This window comes from Mycobacterium sp. (assembly GCF_046330795.1).
Lineage (GTDB): Bacteria > Actinomycetota > Actinomycetes > Mycobacteriales > Mycobacteriaceae > Mycobacterium.
In genome coordinates, this window is record NZ_JAXLSA010000001.1 from 922,748 (window position 1) to 939,252 (window position 16,505).

Sequence of the window (16,505 nt, forward strand, 5' to 3'; positions counted from 1 at the left end):
TGTAAGTTGACTGGCGCCTATGCTTCGCACCATGTCTACACCCGAGAGCTCGGCAGCCTGGCACGAATTGCTCACCGCCTTCGCCGATTTCGACAAGCTCTTCCTCGAAGGTGATCGTGCGGTCCGTGGCGAGACCGCGGTGTCCGAGGGCTACCGATGGTTGGCCGCACTGCTGGGGCAATCGCTGGACATGACGCTGTTCGCCGATCCGGTTGCCCCGCGGTTCGCGGATCTGACCACACCGTTCCGCCAGGATCGCCGTCTCGGCGGTGACAATACGGACTGCTATTACAGCTACGCGGTGATCGATCCCCGGCGCACCTATCGGGTCAGCGGTGCACCCAACGATTCCGATATGTATTCGCTGACCGTCTACAACGAACCCGAACCCGGCGCGTGGCCCAACAAGACGGTGGGCCTGCTCTACGACCAGGACATGCCGCTGGCCGACGGTCGATTCTCGTGCCTGCTGGGACCCCAGCGACCGCACGGCTACGACGGGCCCTTCATCGAGCTCTCCGAGGACGCGCACGGGATCCTGACGCGCGACTACCACCGCAATCCGGCCGCCGGCCGTCGGGTGGACTGGGACATCGACGTGGTCGACCACGCGGGCCTGCCCGAGGGCCCGGACAAATCCGACGACCGCGTGGCCGCGGCCCTGCGGGCCGCGCTGCGTGGCGCGCAGGCGACGCTGGCGATCGCCCCACTCGTCCTACAAGAGCGAAAGCCGGCCGAACTCGCTGACGGACAAGCGCTTTCGCACAATGTGCTCGCAGCCCCGTACCGCACCGGCGGCGCCACCTATGGCTATTCGATGCAGGACGCGGTCTACTGCCTGGGCGCGTTCGCTCTCGACGCCGACGAAGCGCTGATCGTCACGGTGCGACATCCGCAGTGCCGGTTCTGGAACCTGACCCTATGGAATCAGTTCATGGCCGCCTTCGACAGCGAGTACGGCCGCAGCGGTATCAATGGCGGATCGGCGGTCACCAACAGTGACGGGTCGACGACCATCGTCATTGCCCGGGAACTCCTGGATCACCCGAATGCATTGTCGACCAAGGACCACCCCGAAGGGCTGATGGCCTTCCGCTGGTTCTTCGCCGAGGACATGCCCGAACAGCCTGCCACCGTCGTGGTCCCCGTGGAACAGGCGCCACGCACCGTCAGCTGACGTCGGGCTCCGCCCTGTCCGACGCATCGCGCAGAACCGGTGCGATCCACTGCCGCAGATAGTCCCGCAGCGCCGCGGGTGAGCGCGGGGGGTCCGACGGCGCAATCACCATGGACTGGATCATCCGCAGCAGATACTCCACGAGGTCGTTCATTGCCGCGCCACGGAAACCCATTGCCGTCCAGTTGATCCCGGAATGCTCCAGCATGATGCGCGAACGCGCAATCGCGTCCGGCAACACCATCCGGCGGCTGACCAACCGGCCGCGGTCGGTGTCCAGCAGCAGCGCGAGCAACGGCTCGTCGGGAAGGCGCTCCACCAGATGGGCGACGGCCTGCACCAACAGCTCCACCGGATCATCGATGCCCGCGGTCAGCTCCCCGATCCGGGCCGTCCAGCCGCCGAGCGCCGATTCCGCTGCGGCGTCGAGCAATTCATCGATCGACGGGAAGTAACGGTAGATGGTCGGGCGGGTGACACCAAGGTCGCCGGCAATCTCCGACAGTGTGGTGTTCTGCAGTCCGCGCCGTTCGATGCTGCGGGTCGCCGCGGCGACGATCCGCGACCTCGCGTCGTTGTCGTCGGCCGGTGGTGACCCGCGCCAGCCCTTGCGTCCCATAGCAACTGCTAGTCTAACCGCTGTTGCGCAGCGCGGTCGCGAGCCCGCTCATGGTGAGCAGGATGCCCCGCTGGGTCTTCTCGTCGGTGGCACCGGCCCGATACTGCCGCAGCAATTCGACCTGTAGGTGGTTCAGCGGCTCGAGGTACGGGAACCGGTTGAACACCGAACGCGCCAGCGCCGGGTTGTCCGCGAGCAGATCATCCTGTCCGGTGATCAGCTTGTGCATCGCGATGGTGCGCTGGTGTTCGGCGAGGATCTTGTCGAACACCCGGGCCCGCAGTTCGGCATCCTCGACCAGCTCCGAGTACTGGGCCGCCAGGCCCATGTCCGACTTCGCCAGCACCTGGGCCATGTTCGAGAGCACGGTGCGGAAGAACGGCCAGCGCTTGTAGAGGTCCTGCAGGACGGCCAGCCGGCCCTCGCCGGCGGCGATCCACTCCTCGAACGCGGTTCCCGTGCCGTACCAGCCCGGCAGCATCACCCGCGACTGACTCCAGGCCAGGACCCACGGGATCGCCCGCAGATCGGAGATCGACGTCGTCGGCTTCCGCGACGTCGGCCGGCTGCCGATGTTCAGCGAACCGATCTCGCTCAGTGGTGTGGACGCCTTGAAGTAGTCGACGAAACCCGGTGTGTCGTGGACCAATTCGGAGTACGCGCGTTGCGCGCGAGCGGCCAGATCATCGAGGACCTCGTACGCGGATTCGGCCAGACCGCCCAGTCCTTCGGTGTCCAGCAGTGTCGACTCCAGGGTGGCGGCCACCAGGGTCTCCAGATTGCGATGGGCCATCAGGGGTTCGGCGTACTTGGCCGCGATGATCTCGCCCTGTTCGGTCAACCGCAGCGATCCGTTGACGGCCCCGGGCGGTTGCGCCAGGATCGCGTCGTAACTCGGGCCGCCGCCACGGCCGACCGTCCCGCCACGACCGTGGAAGAGCCGCAACCGGATTCCCGTCCTGGCAGCCATCTCGACGAGGTCCAGTTCGGCCCGGTACAGCGCCCAGTTGGCGGCCAGATATCCGCCGTCCTTGTTGGAATCGGAGTAGCCGAGCATGATCTCCTGGCTGTCCCCGCGCGCGGTGACGATACCGCGATACAGCGGCAGACCCAGGACCGACTCCATGATCGCCGCCCCACTCTGCAGGTCGTCGATCGTCTCGAACAGCGGCACCACCCCGACCGGGCAGTAGGGCGTCGCGCCGGAGGCGTCCAGCAGGCCGGCCTCCTTGAGCAACAGCGCGGCCTCGAGCATGTCCGACACCGATTGGCACATCGAGATGATGTAGTTCGGCACGGCCAACGGCCCGTACAGATCGACGGCGCGCGCGGCCGCCCGGACGATGTCGAGTTCCTTGTGGGCCAGTTCGGACAACTCGGCGTCCGCGGTGGTCAGCGGCCGGCGGGTGGACAGTTCGCGCACCAGGATCTCGACGCGCTGATCCTCGGGCAGCGAGGCGTAATCGGGATGCACGCCGGCCCACGCCAACAGCTCGGCGACCACCTGTTCGTGCATCTCCGAGTTCTGCCGCAGGTCCAGGCCGCACAGGTGAAAACCGAAGACGCGCACGGCTTCTCGTAGCCGGGCCAACCGGTCATCGGCCAGCAGGGTGCTCCCGTTCGCACGCAACGATGCGTCGACGACATCAAGATCGGCCAAGAACTCGCCCGGCGTGTCATAGCGCGGGAGCCCGCGATCCAGTTCATGTTCGGGCTGGCGATCCAGGATCGCCAGCGCGGTGGCGGTCAGCCGGGCGTGAATGCCGCGCAGCGCACGACGATAGGGCTCGTCGGCGCGCGCCGGCTCGTCGAGTGCGTCGGCCAGGGTGTCCAATTGGGCGCTGACATGCACCAGCCGGACCGACATCGACAGCTCCTCCTCGAGCGCGGTGAGCTCGCGGAAGTAATGTGCGAACGCGGTGTGCGCGGCGCTACCGCTGGCCAGTCGCACCACCTCGGCCGTCACGTTCGGATTGCCGTCGCGGTCGCCGCCGATCCACGATCCGGGGCGCAGGATCGGCTCGCTCAGCAGTTGCGCATCGGGCCAGCGCGCCGCCAGCGCGTCGCGGACCTCGGCGTTGACCTGCGGGATGACCTCGAAGAAGGCCGCCGGGTAGTAGCGCAGTCCGGTCTCGATCTCGTCCTGGATCTTCAACCGGGACAACCGGATCAGCGCGGTCTGCCACAGGGTCAGGATCTGGCGGCGCAACTCGGCCTCGATGCTGCGCCCGTCGTCGGTGTGCGTGTGGCCGCGTGCGTGCAGCCGCATCAGCTGGGTGATGTGATGCTGGGTGTCGAACACGGTCCGTCGCCGCGTCTCGGTCGGATGCGCGGTGATGACCGGGGCGACCAGCGCGCCGCGCAGCGCGGCGGCCACGGTCTGGGCGTCCAGGCCGGCGCCGTCGAGCTTCAGGTAGGTGGCGTCCAGGGTGCTTTCCTGCGGCGGTTCCCCCGCTGCGACGTGAACGGCGCGGCGGCGCTCCCGGTGGATGTCCTCGGCGACGTTGGCCAACAGCGCGAAGGTGGTGAAGGCGCGGATGACGGGAATCGCGGTGGCGGCGTCGATCCCGTCGAACATCGCGGCAAGGTCGGCCCGGTCGATCTCGGAACGACGGACCCGGAACGATTCGACCCGGGCGCGCTCCACCAGGTCGAAGATCTCCGCCCCGTTCTGCTCCCGGACGGTGTCGCCGAGGATCCCGCCGAGCAACCGGATGTCCTCGCGCATCGGTTCGGTGGCTTCGCGGCCGACCTTCGTTCGCAGGACGGCGCCGATCGGTTCCAGGGCGGTGTCGGGGGCTTCTGCCATTTCTCCAGTATCCCGGCACCGCCAGGTGACCGCATGACGAGAGCCGCTGATCAGCCCGAGTTGCGAGGTCCCACCCAGCCCGGCGCGGAGCCGCCACGCGGCGCGCGGTACCCCAGTTCGGTGAATGTGCCCGCCGTCACCGTGGCGGTACATTCGGCAGCGCCGACGCGACGGGTTCCGAACAGCGGGATATCCACCTGGATGTGGTGTTCTCCGGGCGCCGCCGGGATGATCACCCGGCCCCAGCCGACCACCGGCACCGGGCACCCGTCGACCAGGATGTTCGGCGTGCACAGCGCATAGCCGAACATCAACGGGTGGTAGCGCGTGGTGACGGCGACACCTTCGGGGGCGGGAACCACGTCGTCGTCGAGGTCGTCGTCCTCGTCGTCCCCGGGCAGGCCCAGACGCACGGGCCGGGCGCTAGGCGCCGTACTTGATCTGCAGGCCCATCGCGATGATGGAGACCAGCCAGATACCGGTGATGAACAGGGTCAACCGGTCGAGGTTCTTCTCCACGACGGTGGAGCCGGACAGGCTGGACTGCACACCGCCGCCGAACAGGGTCGACAGACCGCCGCCCTTGGCGCGGTGCAGAAGAACGAGCAGAACCACCAGGAGACTGGTGATCACCAGCACGATCCGCAGGGCCAATTCCATGCCGGCCAGCCTACACGGAGGTGATTTGGGGCTCTAAATCCACCGCGAAGGTGCACCCATATGCGAATACAGGGCCGTATTCGCATATGGGTGCACGCTCGCGGCAAGAACCGGTCAGGGCAGCGGTCCGCCCGCGGCGATGGCGCTCAGGGTGGCGAACTGCTCGCCGTCCAGCGACGCCCCGCCGACCAGTGCGCCGTCGACGTCGGCCTGCCCGACGATCTCGCCGACATTCTTGGCGTTCACGGATCCGCCGTAGAGCACCCGCACCGTCGCGGCGATCTCCGGGGTGGCCAACTGCGCGAGCTCGGCACGGATCGCCGCACACACCTCCTGCGCATCGGCCGCACTGGCCACCCGGCCGGTGCCGATGGCCCAGACCGGCTCGTAGGCGATGACGATGGTGCCGATCTGCTCGGCGCTCAGCCCGGCCAGGGACCCACGCAGCTGTTCGACGTTGTACTCGACGTGGTTGCCCGCCTCACGGATCTCGAGACCCTCGCCGATGCAGACGATCGGCGTGAGGCCGTTCGCCAGTGCCGCGGCGGTCTTCGCGGCCACCAGTTCGTTGCTCTCGCCGTGGTAGGTGCGCCGTTCGGAGTGCCCGATGACGACGAACGTGCAGCCCAGCTTGGCCAGGAACGCACCGCTGATCTCGCCGGTGTAGGCGCCGGACTCGTGCTGCGAGAGATCCTGCGCGCCATAGGTGAGACGCAGTTTGTCACCGTCGACCAGGGTCTGCACGCTGCGCAGATCGGTGAACGGCGGGATGACGGTGACGTCGACCTTGTCGAAGTACTTGTCGGGCAACGAGAAAGCGATCTTCTGTACCAGGGCGATGGCCTCGAAGTGATTGAGGTTCATCTTCCAGTTACCGGCGATGAGCGGCTTACGGGACACGTTCAGCTCCTAGGTTTCCAATACCGCGATACCGGGAAGTTCCTTGCCCTCCAGGTATTCCAGCGACGCGCCGCCACCGGTGGAGATGTGACTGAAGCCATCCTCGGGCAGGCCCAGGGTGCGTACCGCGGCCGCCGAGTCGCCGCCACCGACCACGCTGAAGGCGCCCTTGGCGGTGGCACCGATGATGGCCTCGGCCACCCCCTTGGTGCCTGCGGAGTACGACGGGAATTCGAACACGCCCATGGGGCCGTTCCAGAAGATGGTCCTGGCGTTCGACAACAGCACCGTGAATCGCTTGACCGATTCGGGTCCGATGTCCAGGCCCATCTTGCCCTCCGGAATGCTGTCGGCGGCAACGGTTTCCGGTGGTGAGTCGGCCGCAAACTTCTCGGTGACCACGAAGTCCACCGGCAGGTGGATGACGTCGCCGTAGTCCTCGAGCAGCTTCTTGCAGGTGTCGACCATGTCCTTCTCGAGCAGCGAGGTGCCCACCGGAAGTCCTTGCGCGGCAAGGAAGGTGAAGCACATTCCGCCGCCGATCACCAGACTGTCGGCCTTGGTGGCGAGATTCTCGATGACCTTGAGCTTGTCGGACACCTTGGAGCCGCCGAGCACCACGGCGTACGGCCGTTCGTGCGACTCGGTCAGCTGGCGCAGCACGCCGACCTCGGTGGCCACCAGCGTGCCGGCGTAGTGCGGCAGCAGCTTGGCCACGTCGTAGACCGAGGCCTGCTTGCGGTGCACCACACCGAACCCATCGGACACGAATGCCGCATCATCACCGACCAGTTCGACCAGAGCCTTGGCCAGGGAGTCCCGCTCGGCCTCGTCCTTGGACGTCTCCCGCGGGTCGAAGCGGATGTTCTCCAGCAGCAGGATGTCGCCGTCGGTGAGGCCTTCCGCGCGAGCCAGCGCGTCGGTGCCCACCACGTCGCCGGCCAACTGAACGTGCCTGCCGAGGCGCTCACCCAGATCCTTGGCCACCGGGGCCAGCGAGTACTTCGGGTCCGGCGCCCCGTCGGGCCGGCCGAGGTGAGCGGTGATGATGACCTTGGCGCCCGCGTCCGAGAGCGCCTTCAGGGTGGGCAGCGAGGCGATGATCCGCCCCGGATCGGTGATCTTCGTGCCGTCCAGGGGGACGTTGAAGTCGGAGCGCACCAGCACGCCCCGACCTTCAACACCCTCGGTCAGCAGATCGTCAAGTGTCTTGACGCTCATGACGTTTCGTATCTCCCGTCGCTGCGCTCGCCCCTACAGCGACTTGCCGACCAGACCGACCAGGTCGACCAGGCGGTTCGAGTAGCCCCATTCGTTGTCGTACCACGAGACGGCCTTGGCCTGGTTGTCGATCACCTTGGTCAGGCCCGCGTCGAAGATCGAGCTGTGCGGGTCGGTGACGATGTCGCTGGACACGATCGGGGCGTCGTAGTACTTCAGGATGCCCTTCAGGGGGCCCTCGGCGGCGGCCTTCATCGCGGCGTTGATCTCGGCGGCGGTGGCGGCCTTCTTCAGCTCGACGGTGAGGTCGGTGCAGGAGCCCGTGGGGATCGGCACCCGCAGCGCGTATCCGTCGAGCTTGCCCTTCAGTTCGGGGAGCACCAGACCGATGGCCTTGGCCGCACCCGTAGAGGTGGGCACGATGTTCAGCGCGGCGGCGCGGGCGCGACGCAGATCGCTGTGGGGGCCGTCCTGCAGGTTCTGATCCTGGGTGTAGGCGTGCACGGTGGTCATCAGACCCTTGACGATGCCGAATTCGTCGTTGAGCACCTTGGCGAACGGCCCGAGGCAGTTCGTGGTGCACGACGCGTTGGAGATGATGTTCTGGCTGCCGTCGTACTTGTCGTCGTTGACGCCCATCACGATGGTGATGTCCTCGTCGGTGGCCGGCGCGGAGATGATGACCTTCTTGGCCCCGGCGGCCAGGTGGCCCTTGGCCTTCTCGGCCTTGGTGAAGATGCCGGTCGACTCGACCACGACGTCGACGCCGAGGTCACCCCACGGCAGGGCCGCCGGGCCTTCCTTGACCTCGAGCGCCTTGATCTTGGTGTTGCCCACGACGATGGTGTCGTCACCCTCCAGGCTGACGTCGTAGGGCAGCCGGCCCAGGATCGAGTCGAACTTCAACAGGTGCGCGAGCGACGCGTTGTCGGTCAGGTCGTTGACCGCGACGATCTCGATGTCCTTGGCCTTGCCCGCGGCCTGCTGCGCGTCCAGAGCGCGGAAGAAGTTGCGCCCGATACGCCCGAATCCGTTGACGCCTACCCGGATGGTCACTTGTGTCTCCTTGGTCGATTCCAGTGCTCGCCGATCAGCCTAGTGCGGTCGCCTTGTCGCTGTGCTGTTTGGTCGTCAAACGTCAACCATTGGTCAGCGCGTAGGACACCGCCTCGTCCATCGACAACGCGGCGCCCTCGATCCGCAGTTCGCGTTGACGCTCCCGGCCCAACGCAGCGGTGACGATCTCGCCGGTCTCCCGCAGGGCTTCGAGCACGAAGTTGAAATGCGCTGTGTCCGCGGCCGGTGATGCGTTGGGCGCATCGATCGGGCTGGCTGCGTGATATGCGGCGTAGGCGGCCCCGCGCAGCACGCCGGCTACCTCGGCGTGTTCCTCGGCCAGCGCCCGTGCACACAGGGACAGGCACGGCGCGGTCTGCATCAGGGCGGCACTCCAGCGCCAGAGCCGCATGGTCTGGGTCGCCAGCGCAAGGGTGAGCTCCCAATCCCGCAAGCGGGCCGCCACCATGGTCGCGGTCAGCAGGCCCGAGGACACCTCTTCGCCCGGGCAACTGCCGAGGGCCAGGCTCTCGGTCAGCAACTCCCGCGCGAGCGGTGGATCCTGAGCGGCGAGAGCGAACGCCCGAGCGTTGAGTCCGAGCACGATGGCGCTCGGCATTCCGGAGCGCCGGGCCAGCCGGACCGACCGCTCGGCAGTCTGGATCGCCCGTTGCTCGTCGCCGCCCAGCACCGCGCAGCTGACCCCGTAGGCGAGGAAGATGGCGGCCAGTCCGACATATCCCGCGGCGCGGGCCAGATCAGCAGAACGCATATAGGCCTCGAGACCCGCGACGTAGTTGCCCCCGGCCAGGTAAGCCTGGGCCTGCAGGCTGCACACATCCATCTCGACGCGGTCGCTGCGCTGCGCCACGGGCAGCCGCCGGTCGGCTTCGACGGCGCGATCGCAGAATTCGTTCACCGCGTCCCAATCACCGGTGTGCTGAGCGACATACGCGGCCATCACCAGCACTTGCGGATATCCCGGTTCCCGTTCTGCGCCGGGCAGATCCAACACCTGCGATACCGGCACGTTGACGACCTCCCCGGTCGGGCCTTCGGCCCGCTCCTGATGGGGTTGGTTGGCGACGAGTTCGACGGCGAGCTCAGCGTCACCGGCGTCGATGGCATTCGCCAGTGCCGCGCGCAGATTGTCGCGTTCGGCGTTGACCTGCCGCGCCCACACGAGTTGTTCGGGACCGTAGAAGTTCTCATTGGCCCGCGCGCACAGCGCGGCGTAACACCGCGCGTGGCGGGTGCGCAGCACCTGGAGGTCCCCCGCGCCGGCCAGGCGTTCCTCGGCGTACTGCCGGATCGTCTCGAGCAAGCGATAGCGCGTTCCCAGGATCGTGTCCTCGGCGACCACCAGCGAACGCGCCACCAGTCCCGTGACGCCGTCGAGCACCTCTGCGGGTTCGACGCCGTCTCCACTGCACACATCCTCGATCGCGTTCAGCGTGCAGCCCCCGCTGAAGATTGCCATCCGTGCCAGCAATCGCTGTTCGGCGGGGCTGAGCAACTCATAGGACCAGTCGATCGCGGCGCGCAGTGTCGCGTGTCGATCGACCGCCCCGCGGCGCCCGCCGGCGAGGACCTGGAATCGCCGATCCAGCCGTTGCGCGAGTTCGGTTGGGCTCAAGGCGATCACGCGCGCGGCGGCCAGCTCGATCGCCAGCGGCACACCGTCGAGTCGCTGGCAGATCTCCACCACTGCTGCGGCGTTGTTGGACGTCATCGTGAAGTCGGCGCGCCCTTGGCGGGCACGTTCGACGAACAGCGTCACCGCATCGGTGCGCACGAGTTCCTCGATCGCCTCCCCCGGCTCGCCGGTCCGCAGCGGTGGCAGGGCGATCAGTTGCTCCCCGTCGATCGCCATGCCCTCGCGGCTGGTCGCCAACACGACGACGCCCGGGCACCGACGCTCGATACGACCGGCCAGCCGCGCCACCGCCCCCAGCAGGTGTTCACAGTTGTCCAGCAGCAGCAGGAGTTGCTTGCCGGTCAACTGATCGATCAGCGAATCCTCGATGGATCGACCGGCGCGCGGAGTGAGGCGGAATGCCTCGGCCACGACGTCGGCCAGACCGTCCGGATCGCGCGTGGCGGCCAGTTCGATCAACCACACACCGTCCGGGTAGCGCGGCAGCCGTCCGGCAGCCACCTGGATCGCCAATCGGGTCTTACCGACACCTCCGACGCCGGTGATCGTGACGATCCGCGAATCATCCAGTGCCGCATGAACTCTCGCTACATCTGCGGTCCGTCCGACGAACGAGTTCACCTGCGCCGGCAGATTACCGGCGAAGGAGTCCAGACTGCGTAGCGGCGGGAACTCCTCGCGCGGCCCGGCATGACCGAGCTGGAAAATCCTGACCGGACGGCCGAGATCCCGGAGCCGATGCTCCCCGAGGTCGATCAGTTCCAGGCCATCTGGAAGTTCGTCGCGCACCAGGACCTCGGTTGCGCCCGAGATGACGACCTGGCCACCGTGCGCGGCCGTCATCAGCCGGGAACAGCGGTTGACCGGCTGGCTGGCGTAGGTGTCGTTGACGACGACGCCCTCGTCGGTGTGCAGCCCGACCCTCGCCCGCAACGGGCCCGTCGTCGGCCAACGTTCGCCGGCCAGCGCCGTGCGGATGCCCGCGGCGGCCGCGATCGCGTCGCCCGCGGTAGCGAAGGCCGCGGCCATCCCGTCGCCCATGCGCGCAAAGACATAGCCACGGTTGGCGGCGATGGCGGATTCCACCAGCACGTCGTGGCGGACCATCGCCGCCTTCATCGCCTCGGGGTCCTGTTCCCACAGGCGCGTCGATCCCTCGAGGTCGGTGATCAGGAACGTCACCGTGCCCGTCGGTGGCCTCACCGCCATGCCCCACCCTCCCCTGAGCGGACGCTATCCGGGGATTCTCGCGGATGTTCGAGCCGGAGGCGGCGGGTTCGGCGAATCGGGTCGACCGCGAAAGTGCACTCAGGAACGTCGCGCCGCGGCGTGTTGCGTACCGACACGCACACTCGCGGAGGAAGGGTGGTGGTTCTCCGCCGGCCGCTACGCCTCGTCGAGCAGTTCCGGGGTCACCGCCGACTCGGTGTCGGGGATCCCGTCTTGTTTGGCCTTGCGGTCAGCCATCGACAGCAACCGCCGGATGCGCCCTGCCACAGCATCTTTCGTCATCGGCGGTTCGGCGAGCCGGCCGAGCTCCTCCAGCGAGGCCTGCCGGTGCTCGACGCGCAGCTTGCCGGCCGCGGCCAGATGGTCGGGCACGCCATCGCCGAGGATGTGCAGCGCCCGCTCCACCCGTGCGGCCGCCGCCACCGCCGCCCGGGCCGAACGCCGCAGATTGGCATCGTCGAAGTTGGCCAGCCGGTTGGCCGTCGCCCGGACCTCCCGGCGCATCCGGCGCTCCTCCCAGGTCAGCCGGGTGTCCTGGGCGCCCATCCGGGTCAGCAGCGCGCCGATGGCCTCACCATCGCGCACCACCACCCGGTCGGCGCCGCGGACCTCGCGCGCCTTGGCGCTCACGCCGAGCCGGCGGGCCGCACCGACCAGCGCCAGCGCCGCCTCGGGACCGGGGCAGCTGACCTCGAGCGCCGAGGAGCGGCCCGGTTCGGTCAGCGAACCGTGCGCCAGGAACGCCCCGCGCCAGGCGGCCTCGGCGTCGGCGACGCTGCCGCCGACCACCTGGGCCGGGAGGCCGCGCACCGGGCGACCACGCAGATCCAGCAGTCCCGTCTGGCGCGCCAGCGCTTCGCCGTCCTTGGCGACGCGTACGACATACCGCGTGCTCTTTCGGATTCCGCTGGCGGACAGCACATGCACGACGGCGTTGTAGCCGTACAGATCGAAGATGTCCTTACGCAGCCGGCGCGCGATGATGCCCAGATCCACCTCGGCTTCGACAACCACCCGGCCGGCGACGATGTGCAGGCCCCCGGCGAAGCGCAGCAGGGCTGCCACCTCGGCGCGGCGTGCGCTGACGGAATTGACCACCAGCCGGCTCAGCTCGTCCTTGACCTCGGCCGTCATCGCCACGGATCGTCACCTCTCGGTCGGCTAGGGCTCGGTACGTCAGCGCCCGGCGCGGGCGTCGGGATGGTGGGTGCCGCGGGCACGGAGCCGGGCGCACGGACACCGTCGAGCGCCGCCGCCAGCTTCGCGGGGTCATGTAATGGTGTACCAGGTCTCGAGACGTCGGCAAACCTGACGTCGGCCTGGAGTATCGCGGCCGCTCGGCGCAACTGCTCACGTTCACGCTCGCCGGCCACCCGGCCCGCGTCGATGATCACGTCGTGGACGGTGAAGTCCGGGGCGTGCTGGGCAAGCACGTGCAGGTGCCGTTCCGCGGAGAATCCCGCCGTCTCCCCCGGCTCGTCGGCCAGGTTGAGCACGATCGCCCGGCGCGCCGACGTGGCCGCCAGGGCGTTGGCCAGCCCGGGCACCAATACGTGCGGGATCACACTGGTGAACCATGAGCCCGGCCCCAGCACGACGAGGTCGGCGTCCATGATGGCGTCGACGGCCTGGCGGGTGGCCGGCGGATTGCCGGGCAGCAGACGCACCCGGCGGACCTTGCCCGGGGTGGTCGCGATGGCAACCTGCCCGCGGATCGCCCTGCTCATCCTCGGGTCCGATTCCAGCCCGGCCACATCGGCCTCGATCTGCAGGGCGATGGGGCACATCGGCAGCACGCGGCCGCGGACCCCGAGGATGCGGCCCACCTCGTCGAGCGCGGCCACCGGATCACCGAGGACCTCGCTGATGCCGGCCAGCAGCAGATTCCCGATGGGGTGGCCGGCGAGGGCCCCGTTGCCGCCGAAGCGATGCTGCATGATGGTGGCCCACAGCCGACCGTGCGGACTGTCGGATGCCAACGCCGCCAACGCCATTCGCAGATCGCCGGGCGGCACGACGTCGAGTTCGCTGCGCAGCCGGCCCGACGAACCGCCGTCGTCGGCGACCGTCACCACCGCGGTGACGTGCGGGGTCAACCGGCGGGCGGCCGACAACGTGGCGTACAGGCCGTGCCCACCCCCGAGCGCGACGATGCGGCGACTCAACGCTCGACTCCGAAGCTCATTCGCGACCCAGATCCCGGTGCAGGGCCCGCACCGCGAGATTGGGGTCGGCCGACAGCAACCCGGTCAGCGCCTCGGCCATCGCGACACTGCGGTGCTTGCCGCCGGTGCAGCCGATGGCAACCGTCATGTACCGCTTTCCCTCCCGCCGATACCCGTCCACCACTAGTCCCAGCAGCTCATGGTAGGTCGACAGGAAGCGCTGCGCGCCGGGTTGACCGAGCACGTAATCCCGCACGGCCGGATGCTGACCCGAGTGCGGTCGCAGCTCGTCCACCCAGTGCGGGTTCGGCAGGAACCGGACGTCCATGACCATGTCGGCATCCATCGGCAGGCCGTACTTGAAGCCGAACGACTCCACGGTGACGCTGGTGGTCGGTGCCGACTCGGCGCCGAAGGACCGTTCGACGATCTCGCGCAACGCCGGTACCGACAGCGCCGAGGTATCGATCACCAGGTCCGCGGCCGCGCGCACCGGCGCCAGCAGGGCGCGTTCGGCCGCGATGCCCTCGGCCAGCGTCGTCTCCCCCTGCATGGGGTGGCTGCGCCGGTTCTGTTCGTAACGCCGGACCAGGATCTGGTCGGAGGCCTCCAGGAACAGCACCCGTGGGCGGATGCCGCGGGTGGCCAGCTCCGAGCGCACCGAGTCCAGGTCGCCGGAGAATCCCCGCGACCGCACGTCCATGACGACGGCCAGCTGGGTGATGCGCGATCCGGCGGCCAGACCCAGATCGACCATGCGGGTGATCAACTCCGGCGGCAGATTGTCCGCCACGTACCAGCCCAGGTCCTCGAGCACCTTGGCGGCCGTTCCGCGGCCGGCACCCGAAAGTCCGGTCACCAGAACGACATCGATACCCGAACCCGGTTCCAGTGCCCCGAATTCGTCGTAGGTCACTTCGTCTGCTCTGTCTGTCATCGCGTCACCTGTTCCGCAACGTCATCATTGCCGAGCGTCGGCTCGCCTGCCGCCGATCCCGCAGAATCCGCGGCCGACGGCCCGGCGCCGAGCGCGGTCAGGACTGCCGTCGCGGTGGCCACGCCGATACCGGGAACCGAGGTGATCTCCTCCACCGAGGCGTCGCGCAGCCGCGCCACCGATCCGAAATGCGTCACCAGCGCCTTGCGCCGGTGCTCGCCCAGACCCGGGACGGCATCCAGCGCCGACGCGGTCATCCGCTTCGAGCGCTTGCTCCGGTGGAAGGTGATGGCGAATCGGTGCGCCTCGTCCCGGATGCGTTGCAGCAGATAGAGACCTTCGCTGTTGCGCGGCATGATGACCGGGTCCGGCTCGCCCGGCACCCAGACCTCCTCGAGCCGTTTGGCCAATCCGATCACCGCCACATCGGTGACCCCGAGGTCGGCCAGCGCCGCCGCGGCCGCGTTCACCTGGGGCGCGCCGCCGTCGACGACGTAGAGGTTGGGCGGGTAGGCGAATTTGCGTGACCTGCCCTCCGGCGCCAGTTCGCCGGGATCCTTGGCGTCCTGCACGTGCCGCCAGAACCGGCGGCGGGTGACCTCGGCGATAGAGGCGACGTCGTCGGAGCGCCCGTCGCCGGCTGCCTCCCGGATCGAGTAGTGCCGGTAGTCGGATTTGCGCGGCAGACCGTCCTCGAAAACCACCAGCGAGGCCACGACGTCGGTGCCCTGCACGTGGCTGATGTCCACGCATTCGATGCGCAGCGGTGCATCGGCCAGCCCGAGGCAGTCCTGAATACTCTGCAGCGCAGCGGATCTGGCGTTGAAGTCACCAGCCCGGCGCATCTTGTGTTGCTGCAGCGCTTCGGCCGCGTTGCGCTGCACGGTTTCGGCCAGCGCCCGCTTGTCGCCGCGGCGCGGGACCCGGAGAACCACGCGCGACCCCCGCAGCCCCGACAGCCACGCGGCGAGCTCGTCGGAGTTCGGCGGCAGGCAGGGCACCAGCACCTCACGCGGGACCGGGTTGGTGGCCTCGTCGCCGGTGAAGCCGCCCTCATCGGCAGCGCCGCCCAGTTCGGCCTGTTCGCCATAGAACTGGGTGAGGAACTGCTCGACCAGCTGCGCCTCGACGGACTCATCCGGATCACTTGGCCCACTGGGCTTTTCGACCACCCAACCGCGCTGACCCCGGACCCGGCCGCCGCGTACGTGGAACACCTGAACGGCGGCCTCGAGCGCGTCCTCGGCAAAGGCCACCACGTCGGCGTCGGTGCCGTCGCCGAGGACCACCGCCTGCTTCTCGAGCGCCCGGCGCAACGCCGACAGGTCGTCGCGCAGCCGGGCGGCGCGCTCGAAGTCGAGCGCCTCGGCGGCCTCCGTCATCTGCTGCTCGAGCTCGCGGGCGTAGCGGTCGGTCTTGCCCGACAGGAAGTCGCAGAAGTCCTCGACGATCCTGCGGTGCTCGTCGGCACTGACCCGTCCCACGCACGGCGCCGCGCACTTGTCGATGTAGCCGAGCAGGCAGGGCCGGCCGATCTGGTTGTGCCGCTTGAAAACTCCGGCCGAACAGGTACGGGCCGGGAAGACGCGGGTGAGCAGGTCCACCGTCTCGCGGATCGCCCAGGCATGCGAGTACGGACCGAAGTACCGCACCCCCTTGCGCCGGGCACCGCGGTAGACGAACAGGCGCGGGTACTCTTCGCCGACGGTGACGGCCAGCACGGGGTAGGACTTGTCGTCGCGGTAGCGGACGTTGAACCGCGGGTCGAACTCCTTGATCCAGTTGTATTCGAGCTGGAGCGCCTCGACCTCGGTGGTGACCACCGTCCACTGCACGTTCGCCGCCGTGGTAACCATCTGGCGGGTCCGCGGATGCAGTCCGGCGATGTCGGCGAAGTACGACGTCAGCCGGCTGCGCAGATTCTTGGCCTTGCCCACGTAGATGACGCGGCCGTGCTGATCGGAGAACCGGTAGACGCCCGGCTCCACCGGGATGGAACCGGGTGCCGGACGGTACGTCGCGGGATCAGGCACGCGTTCCAGCCTAGTGGAGAGGGCAGACACGACCGCCGCGC

The 16,505-nt window shown here is 68.4% G+C and carries 13 protein-coding genes; 1 reads left to right on the top strand and 12 read right to left on the bottom strand.

Going from position 1 to position 16,505, the window contains the following annotated elements:
* The first annotated feature begins 31 nt into the window (after positions 1-31).
* Positions 32-1,177 (top strand): DUF1214 domain-containing protein, encoded by a 1,146-nt coding sequence (locus tag U0R18_RS04340; RefSeq protein WP_526366279.1) that lies wholly within the window; start codon positions 32-34, stop codon positions 1,175-1,177.
* Here the strand turns inward: U0R18_RS04340 and U0R18_RS04345 are convergent.
* From U0R18_RS04345 to uvrC, 12 genes are all read right to left on the bottom strand, one after another.
* Entirely contained in the window at positions 1,170-1,796 is a 627-nt protein-coding gene (locus U0R18_RS04345; RefSeq protein WP_526366281.1) for a TetR/AcrR family transcriptional regulator, read from the bottom strand. The genes U0R18_RS04340 and U0R18_RS04345 overlap by 8 nt on opposite strands.
* A 13-nt stretch (positions 1,797-1,809) precedes the next feature.
* Entirely contained in the window at positions 1,810-4,605 is a 2,796-nt protein-coding gene (gene ppc, locus U0R18_RS04350) for a phosphoenolpyruvate carboxylase (protein ID WP_526366283.1), read from the bottom strand.
* A 50-nt stretch (positions 4,606-4,655) separates the two neighbouring features.
* A complete protein-coding gene (locus U0R18_RS04355) occupies positions 4,656-5,018 on the bottom strand; it encodes a hypothetical protein (RefSeq protein WP_526366285.1) in 363 nt (120 codons plus the stop codon).
* A 10-nt stretch (positions 5,019-5,028) separates the two neighbouring features.
* Complete coding sequence (gene secG, locus U0R18_RS04360) at positions 5,029-5,265, bottom strand: preprotein translocase subunit SecG (protein WP_526366287.1); 237 nt, start codon at positions 5,263-5,265, stop codon at positions 5,029-5,031.
* Between the two features lie 114 nt (positions 5,266-5,379).
* On the bottom strand, positions 5,380-6,165 hold the full coding sequence (gene tpiA / locus U0R18_RS04365) for a triose-phosphate isomerase (protein WP_526366289.1): 786 nt from the start codon (positions 6,163-6,165) through the stop codon (positions 5,380-5,382).
* 9 nt (positions 6,166-6,174) lie between these two features.
* Positions 6,175-7,386, bottom strand: coding sequence for a phosphoglycerate kinase (locus tag U0R18_RS04370; RefSeq protein ID WP_526366291.1), 1,212 nt, complete (start codon positions 7,384-7,386; stop codon positions 6,175-6,177).
* Between the two features lie 33 nt (positions 7,387-7,419).
* Positions 7,420-8,442, bottom strand: a complete 1,023-nt coding sequence (gene gap, locus U0R18_RS04375; protein WP_526366293.1) for a type I glyceraldehyde-3-phosphate dehydrogenase — start codon at positions 8,440-8,442, stop codon at positions 7,420-7,422.
* A gap of 82 nt (positions 8,443-8,524) precedes the next feature.
* The gene (locus U0R18_RS04380) at positions 8,525-11,308 is read right to left on the bottom strand and encodes a winged helix-turn-helix domain-containing protein (RefSeq protein WP_526366295.1); all 2,784 of its coding nucleotides are present in this window, start codon (positions 11,306-11,308) and stop codon (positions 8,525-8,527) included.
* Positions 11,309-11,485: 177 nt separating this feature from the next.
* The gene (whiA, locus tag U0R18_RS04385; protein ID WP_526366297.1) at positions 11,486-12,469 is read right to left on the bottom strand and encodes a DNA-binding protein WhiA; all 984 of its coding nucleotides are present in this window, start codon (positions 12,467-12,469) and stop codon (positions 11,486-11,488) included.
* Entirely contained in the window at positions 12,460-13,494 is a 1,035-nt protein-coding gene (gene yvcK / locus U0R18_RS04390; protein ID WP_526366299.1) for a uridine diphosphate-N-acetylglucosamine-binding protein YvcK, read from the bottom strand. The genes whiA and yvcK overlap by 10 nt, the downstream gene beginning before the upstream one ends.
* A gap of 16 nt (positions 13,495-13,510) precedes the next feature.
* Positions 13,511-14,431 carry an RNase adapter RapZ gene (gene rapZ / locus U0R18_RS04395; RefSeq protein WP_526366301.1) on the bottom strand — a complete coding sequence of 307 codons (921 nt, stop codon included), beginning with the start codon at positions 14,429-14,431 and terminating at the stop codon, positions 13,511-13,513.
* On the bottom strand, positions 14,428-16,464 hold the full coding sequence (gene uvrC, locus U0R18_RS04400; protein WP_526366303.1) for an excinuclease ABC subunit UvrC: 2,037 nt from the start codon (positions 16,462-16,464) through the stop codon (positions 14,428-14,430). The genes rapZ and uvrC overlap by 4 nt, the downstream gene beginning before the upstream one ends.
* Positions 16,465-16,505: the final 41 nt, after the last annotated feature.